Genomic DNA, 11041 nt, shown 5'->3' on the forward strand with positions numbered 1-11041 from the left:
AGTGGTTGTACTAAAAAAAGATTTGCCTTGGTGAGAGGCGAACCTGGTGAGAAAGTGTCTATGAAAACAGGTCTGTACCATCCCGAAGAATTCAAGGATAACTGTGGTTTCGGCCTGATCGCCCATATGACGGGCGAACCCAGCCACCACCTTTTGCAAACGGCCATCCAGGCCCTGACCTGCATGACCCACCGCGGTGGGATCAACGCCGACGGCAAGACCGGCGACGGTTGCGGTCTGCTCATGCAAAAGCCCGATCAGTTCCTGCGTGCCGTGGCCCGCGAACAGTTCGCCACTGAGCTGCCCAAGCAATATGCGGTCGGCATGGTGTTCTTCAATCAGGACAACACCAAGGCTGAAGCCGCGCGCGCCAACATGAACCGCGAGATCCTCGCGGCCGGCCTGCAACTGGTGGGCTGGCGCAAAGTGCCGATCGACACCAGCGTCCTCGGCCGCCTGGCCCTGGAGCGCCTGCCGCAGATCGAGCAGGTGTTCATTGGCGGTGAAGGCCTGAGCGATCAGGAATTCGCGATCAAGCTGTTCAGCTCCCGTCGTCGCTCTTCGGTGGCCAACGCCGCCGACACCGACCACTACATCTGCAGCTTTTCGCACAAAACCATCATCTACAAAGGCCTGATGATGCCGGCGGACCTCGCCGCCTTCTATCCGGACCTCAGCGACGAGCGCCTGCAAACCGCGATCTGCGTGTTCCACCAGCGCTTCTCCACCAACACCCTGCCGAAATGGCCGCTGGCGCAGCCGTTCCGCTTCCTCGCCCACAACGGTGAGATCAACACCATCACCGGTAACCGCAACTGGGCCCAGGCGCGGCGCACCAAGTTCGCCAACGACCTGATCCCGGACCTCGAAGAACTCGGCCCGCTGGTCAACCGCGTCGGTTCCGACTCCTCGAGCATGGACAACATGCTCGAACTGATGGTCACCGGCGGCATCGACCTGTTCCGCGGCGTGCGCATGATCATTCCGCCGGCGTGGCAGAACGTCGAGACCATGGACGCCGACCTGCGCGCGTTCTACGAATACAACTCCATGCACATGGAAGCATGGGACGGCCCGGCCGGCGTGGTACTGACCGAAGGCCGCCATGCGGTGTGCCTGCTCGACCGCAACGGCCTGCGCCCGGCGCGCTGGGTCACCACCAAGAACGGCTACATCACCCTGGCGTCGGAAATCGGCGTGTGGGACTACAAGCCTGAAGACGTGATCGCCAAGGGCCGGGTCGGCCCGGGGCAGATCTTTGCCGTGGACACCGAAACCGGGCAGATCCTCGACACCGACGCCATCGACAACCGCCTCAAGTCGCGCCATCCGTACAAGCGCTGGCTGCGCCAGAATGCCCTGCGCATCCAGGCCGACCTCAGCGATGACCAGGGCGTGGCCAGCTACGATGCTGACCAGCTCAAGCAGTATATGAAGATGTTCCAGGTCACCTTCGAAGAGCGTGACCAGGTGCTGCGTCCGCTCGGCGAACAAGGCCAGGAAGCGGTCGGTTCGATGGGCGACGACACGCCGATGGCGATTCTTTCGCAGCGCGTGCGCTCGACCTACGACTACTTTCGCCAGCAATTCGCCCAGGTCACCAACCCGCCGATCGATCCGCTGCGTGAAGCGATCGTCATGTCGCTGGAGATCTGCCTGGGCGCCGAGCGCAACATCTTCCAGGAATCCCCGGAGCATGCCTCGCGGGTGATCCTCAGCTCGCCGGTGATCTCGCCCGCCAAGTGGCGCTCGCTGATGAACCTCGACCGCCCCGGCTTCGAGCGTCAGTTGATCGACCTCAACTACGTCGAGAGCCTGGGCCTGGAAGCGGCGGTGCGCAACATCGCCGATCAGGCCGAAGAAGCCGTGCGCAGCGGCAAGACCCAGCTGGTGCTGAGCGACCGCCATATCGCCCCGGGCAAACTGCCGGTGCATGCCTCGCTGGCCGTCGGTGCGGTGCATCACCGCCTGACTGAACTGGGCTTGCGCTGCGACAGCAACATCCTGGTGGAAACCGCCACCGCCCGCGACCCGCATCACTTTGCCGTGCTGATCGGCTTCGGCGCTTCGGCGGTGTACCCGTATCTGGCCTACGAAGTGCTGGCCGACCTGATCCGTACCGGCGAAGTGCTCGGTGATCTTGAAGAAGTCTTCAAGTACTACCGCAAGGGCATCTCCAAGGGCCTGTTGAAGATCCTCTCGAAGATGGGCATCTCCACCGTCGGTTCCTACCGGGGTGCACAGCTGTTCGAAGCCGTCGGCCTTTCGGAAGAAGTGGTCAACCTGAGCTTCCGTGGCGTTGCCAGCCGCCTCAAGGGCGCACGCTTCGTCGACATCGAGAACGAGCAGAAGCTGCTCGCCGCCGAAGCCTGGAGCGCGCGCAAGCCGATCCAGCAGGGTGGCCTGCTGAAGTTCGTCCACGGTGGCGAGTACCACGCCTACAACCCGGACGTGGTCAACACCCTGCAGGCCGCCGTGCAGCAGGGCGACTACGCCAAGTTCAAGGAATACACCGCACTGGTCGACAAGCGTCCGGTGTCGATGATCCGCGACCTGCTCAAGGTGAAAACCCTGGAGCAGCCGCTGGAGCTGAGCGAGATCGAACCGCTGGAAGCGATCCTCAAGCGCTTCGACTCGGCCGGTATCTCACTCGGCGCGCTGTCGCCGGAGGCTCACGAAGCCTTGGCCGAGGCGATGAACCGCCTGGGCGCGCGCTCCAACTCCGGTGAGGGCGGCGAAGACCCGGCTCGCTACGGCACCATCAAGAGCTCGAAGATCAAGCAGGTGGCCACCGGCCGCTTTGGCGTCACTCCCGAGTACCTGGTCAACGCCGAAGTGTTGCAGATCAAGGTTGCCCAGGGCGCCAAGCCGGGTGAAGGCGGCCAACTGCCAGGCGGCAAGGTCAACGGCCTGATCGCCCGGCTGCGTTACGCCGTGCCTGGCGTGACCCTGATTTCGCCTCCGCCGCACCACGACATCTACTCGATCGAAGACCTCTCGCAGCTGATCTTCGATCTCAAGCAGGTCAACCCGCAGGCGCTGGTCTCGGTCAAGCTGGTGGCAGAAGCCGGTGTTGGCACCATCGCCGCCGGCGTGGCCAAGGCCTATGCCGATCTGATCACCATCTCCGGCTATGACGGTGGCACCGGCGCTTCGCCGCTGACCTCGATCAAGTACGCCGGCGCGCCGTGGGAACTGGGCCTGGCCGAAACCCACCAGACCCTGCGCGGCAACGACTTGCGCGGCAAGGTCCGGGTGCAGACCGACGGCGGCCTGAAAACCGGCCTGGACGTGATCAAGGCGGCCATCCTCGGCGCCGAAAGCTTCGGTTTCGGTACAGCGCCGATGATCGCCCTGGGCTGCAAATACCTGCGTATCTGTCACCTGAACAACTGCGCCACCGGCGTCGCCACCCAGAACGACAAGCTGCGCAAGGATCACTACATCGGCACCGTCGACATGGTGGTAAATTTCTTCACCTACGTCGCCGAAGAAACCCGCGAGTGGCTGGCCAAGCTGGGCGTGCGCAGCCTCGGCGAGCTGATCGGGCGTACCGACCTGCTGGAAATGCTCCCCGGCGAAACCGAGAAGCAGAAACACCTGGACCTCAGCCCGTTGCTGGGCAGCCCACACGTGCCGGCCGACAAGCCGCAGTTCTGCGAAGTCGACCGCAACCCGCCGTTCGACAAGGGCGTGCTGGCCGAGAAGATGGTCGACATGGCCCTGCCGGCCATTCGCGACCTGTCGGGCGCCGAGTTCGAGCTGGACATCTGCAACTGCGACCGCTCCATCGGCGCGCGGATCTCCGGCGAAATCGCCCGTCTGCACGGCAACCAGGGCATGGCCAAGGCACCGATCACTTTCCGCTTCAAGGGCACTGCCGGGCAGAGCTTCGGGGTGTGGAACGCCGGTGGCCTGAACATGTACCTCGAAGGCGATGCCAACGACTACGTCGGCAAAGGCATGACCGGTGGCAAGCTGGTGATTGTGCCGCCTGCGGGCAGCCCGTTCGCCACCCAGCACAGCGCCATCATCGGTAACACCTGCCTGTATGGTGCCACGGGCGGCAAGCTGTTCGCCGCCGGTACCGCGGGCGAGCGCTTTGCCGTGCGCAACTCCGGTGCCCACGCGATTGTCGAGGGCACGGGCGATCACTGCTGTGAGTACATGACCGGTGGCTTTGTCTGCGTTCTGGGCAAGACCGGCTACAACTTCGGCTCGGGCATGACCGGTGGTTTTGCCTACGTGCTGGACATGGACAACAGCTTCGTCGACAAGCTCAACCACGAACTGGTCGAGATCCAGCGCATCAGCGGCGAGGCCATGGAGGCTTATCGCAGCCACCTGCAGCGCGTGCTGGCTGAATACGTCGAAGAAACCAACAGCGAATGGGGTCGTGAGCTCTGGGAAAACCTGGACGATTACGTGCGGCGCTTCTGGCTGGTCAAGCCGAAGGCGGCCAACCTGAAGAACCTGCTGTCCAGCACCCGTGCCAACCCGCAGTAGCGGCAAGCGGCAAGCCTCAAGCTGCAAGTTCAAAGCAGTACGAGGTTTGCCGGCCCACGTGATCGTCTTGCAGCTTGCAGCTTGAAGCTAGCAACTGCGGTAAAGAGGTATTGAAAATGGCTGAACGTCTCAGCAATGACTTCCAGTTCATCGAGGTCGGGCGCAAGGATCCGAAGAAGAAACTGTTGCGTCAACGCAAGAAAGAGTTCGTGGAAATCTACGAACCCTTCAAACCCCAGCAGTCGGCCGAACAGGCCCACCGCTGCCTGGGTTGTGGCAACCCGTACTGCGAGTGGAAGTGCCCGGTGCACAACTTCATCCCCAACTGGTTGAAGCTGGTTTCCGAAGGCAACATCCTCGCCGCCGCGGAGCTGTCGCACCAGACCAACACCTTGCCGGAAGTCTGCGGCCGGGTGTGCCCGCAGGATCGCCTGTGCGAGGGTGCCTGCACCCTTAACGACGGCTTCGGCGCGGTGACCATCGGTTCGGTGGAGAAGTACATCACCGACACCGCCTTCGCCATGGGCTGGCGCCCGGACATGTCCAAGGTCAAGCCGACCGGCAAGCGCGTCGCCATCATCGGCGCCGGTCCGGCCGGCCTGGGTTGCGCCGACGTGCTGGTGCGCGGCGGGGTGACTCCGGTGGTGTTCGACCGCAACCCGGAAATCGGCGGCTTGCTGACCTTCGGCATCCCCGAGTTCAAGCTGGAAAAGACCGTGCTGAGCAATCGCCGCGAAGTCTTCACCGGCATGGGCATCGAGTTCCGCCTCAACACCGAGGTGGGCAAGGATGTCAGCATGGAGCAACTGCTCGAGGAATACGATGCGGTGTTCATGGGCATGGGCACCTACACCTACATGAAGGGCGGCTTCCCCGGTGAAGACCTGCCCGGCGTGCACGATGCCCTGGATTTTCTGGTGGCCAACGTCAACCGCAACCTGGGCTTTGAAAAGTCGCCGGAAGATTTCGTCGACATGAAGGGCAAGAAGGTCGTGGTACTCGGTGGCGGCGACACGGCGATGGACTGCAACCGCACCTCCATCCGCCAGGGCGCCAAGGCCGTGACCTGTGCCTACCGCCGTGACGAGGCGAACATGCCCGGCTCGCGCAAAGAGGTGAAGAACGCCAAGGAAGAGGGGGTGAAGTTCCTCTACAACCGCCAGCCGATTGCGATTGTCGGTGAAGACAAGGTCGAAGGCGTGAAGGTGGTCGAGACCCGTCTTGGCGAGCCGGACGCCCGTGGCCGCCGCAGCCCCGAGCCGATCCCGGGTTCCGAAGAGATCATCCCGGCCGATGCCGTGGTCATCGCCTTCGGTTTCCGTCCGAGCCCGGCGCCGTGGTTCGAGCAGTTCAGCATCCAGACCGACAGCCAGGGCCGCGTGGTGGCGCCGGAGAAGAACACCTACAAGCATCAAACCAGCAACCCGAAGATCTTCGCCGGTGGCGACATGGTCCGCGGTTCCGACCTGGTGGTGACGGCGATCTTCGAGGGGCGCAATGCCGCCGAGGGGATCTTGGATTACCTGGGCGTCTGAAACAGCTTCGCGGGACAAGCCCGCTCCTACAGAACCTGTGTAGGAGCGGGCTTGACCCGCGATGAATTCAACAAAATCTATTGACCTGTCACAAGTCGATAGACAAAAGGCACGGTTGATACCGTGCCTTTTACGTTGGGCTCTGAGAAAATGCCCCCACTTTTTTTCCGGATGCCGACATGACTGCCTTGAAGAACGATCGTTTTCTGCGCGCCCTGCTCAAGCAACCCGTAGACGTCACCCCGGTGTGGATGATGCGCCAGGCCGGCCGCTACCTGCCGGAATACCGCGCCAGCCGCGCCAAGGCCGGCGACTTCATGAGCCTGTGCATGAACCCGCAGTTTGCCTGCGAGGTCACCCTGCAGCCGCTGGACCGCTACCCGCTGGACGCCGCGATCCTGTTCTCGGACATCCTCACCATCCCCGACGCCATGGGCCAGGGCCTGTATTTCGAAACCGGCGAAGGCCCGCGCTTCAAGAAGGTCATCAGCACCCTGGCCGATATCGAGGCGCTGCCGATCCCTGATCCGCAAAAGGACCTGGGCTACGTCATGGACGCGGTCAGCACCATCCGCCGCGAGCTCAACGGCCGCGTGCCGCTGATCGGCTTCTCCGGCAGCCCCTGGACGCTGGCCACCTACATGGTCGAAGGCGGCTCGTCGAAAGACTTCCGCAAGACCAAGGCCATGCTCTACGACAACCCGCAAGCCATGCACCTGCTGCTCGACAAACTCGCGCAGTCGGTCATCAGCTACCTCAACGGGCAGATCCTCGCCGGCGCACAAGCGGTGCAGATCTTCGACACCTGGGGCGGCAACCTGTCGGCGGCGGCCTACCAGGAGTTCTCCCTGGCCTACATGCGCAAGATCGTCAGCGGCCTGATCCGCGAGCACGAAGGGCGCAAGGTGCCGGTCATTCTCTTCACCAAGAACGGCGGCCTGTGGCTGGAAAGCATCGCCGATGCCGGCGCTGATGCCCTGGGCCTGGACTGGACCTGCGACATCGGCGAAGCGCGCCAGCGCGTCGGCAGCAAGGTTGCCCTGCAGGGCAACATGGACCCGACCGTGCTGTACGCCAAGCCAGAGGCCATTCGTGCCGAAGTCGGGCGCATCCTCGCCAGCTACGGCAAGGGCAGCGGTCATGTGTTCAACCTTGGCCACGGCATCACCCCCGAGGTTGATCCGGAGCACGCCGGCGCGTTCATCAACGCTGTGCACGAGCTGTCGGCGCAATACCACTAGTAGGCGCGGGCTTGACCCGCGATTGCGACCTGACTGAACCAGCGCAATCGCGGGGCAAGCCCGCTCCCACAGCCATTAAGGTTCAATTCAGCCTGCCTGGGTAATCTGGCTCCATCGAAACCCAGACAGGATCTTCACCATGAAAACCCGTTACCTCGCTCTGCTGCTTGCCCCGTTGTTCAGCACCACTGCCCTGGCCGCCGGCTACACCGGCCCTGGCGCCCAGTCGGTGACCACGGTGGCCGCCGCTAACGACGCCGCTGACGACACCCCGGTTGTGCTGCAAGGCTACGTCATCAAGAAAGTGAACAACGATGACAAGTACGAGTTCAAGGACACCACCGGCACCATCACCGTCGAGATCGATGACGAAGACCTGCCGGCAGTAGCCTTCAACGACAAGACCAAGGTCAAGCTGACCGGTGAAGTCGAGAAGCACCTGATGAGCCGTGAAGTGGATGTCGACCTGGTTGAGGTGATCAACTGATCCAGTGGCAGGCCAGCTCCTGTGGGAGCCGGCCTTGCCGGCGATGGGCCGCGCAGCGGCCCTGAGCTCAAGCCTTGGCCGGCAACCGGCTCAGGTGCACCGCCACCAGCAACGCCACCACCAGCAAGCTGCCAATGAACAGGCCGATGCCGTTCCACCCCGCCTGATGCCAGAACACCCCGCCCGCTGTACCCGCCACACTCGACCCCGCGTAGTAACTGAACAGGTACAACGACGACGCCTGGCCCTTGGCCTTGGTCGCCCGGCGGCCGATCCAGCTGCTGGCCACCGAATGCGCGCCGAAAAAGCCGAAGGTGAACACCAGCATGCCGACGATAATCAGCGCCAAGGGGCTGAGCAGGGTCATCAGCAAGCCGCTGAACATCAGCAGAATGGTTGCCCAGAACACCTTGCGCCGGCCTAGCTTGTCGGCCAGGGCACCGATCTGCGCCGAGCTGTAGATGCCCGACAGGTACACCACCGACAGCAGCCCGACCAGCGCCTGGCTCATGTGATAGGGCTCGGCCAGCAGGCGATAGCCGATGTAGTTGAACAGGGTGACGAACGCGCCCATCAGCAGGAAGGCTTCAAGGAACAGCCACGGCAGGCCGGCATCGCGAAAGTGCAGGGTAAAGCCGTCGAGCAGGCTGCGTGGGTGCAGCGAGCGCGGGCGGAAGTTGCGCGATTCGGGGAGGATCTTCCAGAACACCGCCGCAGCAATCAGCGCCAGGCCACCGATCACCAACATCGCCGTGTGCCAGCTGACAAAGTCGATCAGCACCCCGGTGATCAACCGCCCGCTCATGCCGCCGATGGCATTGCCACCGATGTACAGGCCCATGGCCAGGCCAATGTGCTGGGGGTGGATCTCTTCGCTCAGGTACGTCATGGCTACCGCCGCCAGGCCGCTGAGCGACAACCCGAGCAGCGCGCGGGTCAGCAGCACGCCGTGCCAGCTGGGCATCAGGGCGCTGACGATGGTGCACAGCGCGGCGCAGAACAGGGCGAAGACCATCACTGGCTTGCGCCCGATGCGGTCGGAAATCGGCCCGGTGATCAGCAGCCCGAAGGCCAGCATACCGGTGGACACCGAGAGGATCAGGCTGCTCTGCGCGGCGCTGATGGAAAATTCTTGTGACAGCAGCGGCATCATTGGCTGTACGCAGTACAGCAGGGCAAAGGTGGCAAAGCCGCCGCAGAACAGCGCCAGTACGGTGCGTAAAAAGGCCGGGGTGCCTTTTTCGATCCAGCTTTCGTTAAGGGTGGCGACGATTTCGTCGAGCGGAGCAGGCGGCAATTCGTGGGCGTGTGGCGCAACAGCAGTTTTCACGGGTGACCTCGGGGGCGCTACGGCCTGTCAGGCAGTGAAAAAAGCATATAGCTGGCTAATGATCATTTCCAATATATTGTTCGACCTGTTTAAGAGGTTTTACGACCTATTGGAGCCGCCATGGAACTGCGTCACCTGCGCTACTTCATTGCCGTCGCCGAAGAGCTGCATTTTGGCCGGGCGGCGCAGAACCTGGGGATCTCCCAACCACCGTTGAGCCAGCAAATCCAGGCCCTGGAGCAGGAGCTGGGGGCGCGCCTGTTCGAGCGTACCAATCGTCGGGTCGAGCTCAGCGAGGCCGGGCGGCTATTCCTTGAAGAGGCACGGCTGGTACTGGCGCAGGTCGACAAGGCCGCCGATGTCGCCCGGCGCGCGCAATTGGGCGAGCTGGGCGAGATGAAGATCGGCTTCACTTCGTCGGCGCCGTTCAATTCGAGCATCCCCAAGGCCATTCACGCCTTTCGCCAGCGCTTCCCGGCCGTGCACCTGAACCTCAAGGAAATGAGCAGCCGCGACGTGGCCGATGCCTTGCTCGACGAGTCGATCGAAGTCGGCCTGATGCGGCCGTTGGCGTTGCCCGAGAGCCTGAATGCCGTCGAGCTGTTTCGCGAGCCGCTGGTGGCGGTGATCAATGCCGCTCACCCGTTGGCCGAGGGCAGCGAAGCCGGGGTGCACATGGCCGAGCTGGCCCACGAACCCTTTGTGTTTTTTCCGCGTAGCTACGGCAGTGGCCTGCATGCGCAACTGCTGAGCCTGGCGCGTCAGGCCGGGTTCAGTCCGCATTTTGCCCAGGAGGCGGGGGAGGCGATGACCATCATCGGCCTGGTGGCTGCGGGGTTGGGGGTATCGGTGTTGCCGGCTTCGTTCCAGCGCATGCGTATCGATGGCGTGGTGTACCGGACCTTGCTCGACGACGACGCGGTGACGGCGGTGTGGCTGGTGCAGCGCCGCGCTGCGCCGTCGGCGATGGCCAGGGCGTTTGCCGAGCTGTTGACCCGGCAAGCCCTGTAACGCAGCTGAGTTACTGGACCTTGGCCAGGTCGCCCTTCAGTGCAACGCCCGCCATGACTGCGCCGGCGTGGCATTCGTAGGTGGTGGCGTCCTTGCGCTCGTTGCGCTTGTAGTAGCTGCTGATGTTGGTCACGGCGTTGGCGCCGACCTTGCGCGCGGCGTCCTGCATGGTCAGCAGCGCCGATTGCAGGGCCCATTCGCAGGCCGCTTCATCAGACTTGTTGAAAGCGTTGGTCTTCTTGTTGGTGATCGCCGCCGGGCTGACCACGGTGACCTTGCCTTTTGGCTGCACGCCGGCCAGGTAGAACTTCACCGAACCGTCGAGCTTGTTCTCGGCGGTCATCTGCGCCACGACTTTCTCGAACGGCAGGTAGTGAGTGGTGTCGCGAGCCTGGCTCAGGCCGGGCAGGGCGCAGAGCAGCAAAGTGGCGGTGGCGGTCCAGGTTTTCAGACGCATTGTGTCGTTCCTTGATTATTTGACAGTGTTCGAGTGTTGTTCGTTGATGGCGCGTTGCACCATGTTTTGCGCTTCCATCCTGTTCAGCTCTTGCAGGATGCTTTTGTCGAGGTTGTTCACCCAGCGGTTGTAATTACGGTGAATCTTGCCGTTCTTGTAACCCAGCTCGCGGCTGTCGCGGTAGTTGATGCGAAAGTTGCTGACGCTGTAGCGGATGTCGATGGCGGCATAGAAGGTATTGCGCACCAGGATGTCGGCCTGGATCAGGTTCGGGCTGACCGTGCGTGCGGTCCAGCCGCGCTCGGCGACGGCCTTGAGGATGGCCTGCTGCACTTGCTCGTGGCTGTAGTTGTGGCCGACCACAAGTTGCTCTTGCGGGGTCAGTACCGGCTTTGAGGTACAGCCAGCCAGGCCCGCCAGGGCCAGGCCGAGGACAGCGGCGCGAATCAATGAAGACATTCCTTTCTCTCCAGC

Annotated in this window: 8 protein-coding genes; 5 read left to right on the plus strand and 3 right to left on the minus strand. The window is 63.0% G+C overall.

What is annotated here, in order from left to right; genetic code table 11:
* Window positions 1-60: 60 nt before the first annotated feature.
* The 4 genes from gltB (at window position 61) to LOY34_RS01430 (ending at window position 7769) form a co-directional block, all read left to right on the plus strand.
* Window positions 61-4506 (plus strand): glutamate synthase large subunit, encoded by a 4446-nt coding sequence (gltB, locus tag LOY34_RS01415; protein WP_195885471.1) that lies wholly within the window; start codon window positions 61-63, stop codon window positions 4504-4506.
* Between the two features lie 116 nt (window positions 4507-4622).
* Window positions 4623-6041 (plus strand): FAD-dependent oxidoreductase, encoded by a 1419-nt coding sequence (locus LOY34_RS01420; RefSeq protein ID WP_045193948.1) that lies wholly within the window; start codon window positions 4623-4625, stop codon window positions 6039-6041.
* Window positions 6042-6220: 179 nt separating this feature from the next.
* Window positions 6221-7282, plus strand: a complete 1062-nt coding sequence (gene hemE / locus LOY34_RS01425) for a uroporphyrinogen decarboxylase (RefSeq protein ID WP_195885472.1) — start codon at window positions 6221-6223, stop codon at window positions 7280-7282.
* Window positions 7283-7421: 139 nt separating this feature from the next.
* Complete coding sequence (locus tag LOY34_RS01430) at window positions 7422-7769, plus strand: YgiW/YdeI family stress tolerance OB fold protein (RefSeq protein WP_195885473.1); 348 nt, start codon at window positions 7422-7424, stop codon at window positions 7767-7769.
* 67 nt (window positions 7770-7836) lie between these two features.
* Here LOY34_RS01430 and LOY34_RS01435 read toward each other — a convergent pair whose 3' ends face one another.
* On the minus strand, window positions 7837-9066 hold the full coding sequence (locus LOY34_RS01435; RefSeq protein WP_371128663.1) for an MFS transporter: 1230 nt from the start codon (window positions 9064-9066) through the stop codon (window positions 7837-7839).
* A gap of 153 nt (window positions 9067-9219) precedes the next feature.
* On the opposite strand from LOY34_RS01435, the gene LOY34_RS01440 reads away from it, so the two are divergent.
* Window positions 9220-10110, plus strand: coding sequence for a LysR family transcriptional regulator (locus LOY34_RS01440; protein WP_045193945.1), 891 nt, complete (start codon window positions 9220-9222; stop codon window positions 10108-10110).
* A gap of 10 nt (window positions 10111-10120) precedes the next feature.
* On the opposite strand, the gene LOY34_RS01445 is transcribed toward LOY34_RS01440, so the two are convergent.
* Together LOY34_RS01445 and LOY34_RS01450 are read right to left on the minus strand one after the other, a co-directional pair.
* Window positions 10121-10567, minus strand: coding sequence for a hypothetical protein (locus tag LOY34_RS01445; RefSeq protein WP_045193944.1), 447 nt, complete (start codon window positions 10565-10567; stop codon window positions 10121-10123).
* Window positions 10568-10582: 15 nt separating this feature from the next.
* Complete coding sequence (locus tag LOY34_RS01450; protein WP_045193943.1) at window positions 10583-11026, minus strand: hypothetical protein; 444 nt, start codon at window positions 11024-11026, stop codon at window positions 10583-10585.
* Between the last annotated feature and the right edge of the window lie 15 nt (window positions 11027-11041).

This window comes from Pseudomonas sp. B21-009 (assembly GCF_024749345.1).
Taxonomy (GTDB): Bacteria; Pseudomonadota; Gammaproteobacteria; order Pseudomonadales; family Pseudomonadaceae; genus Aquipseudomonas.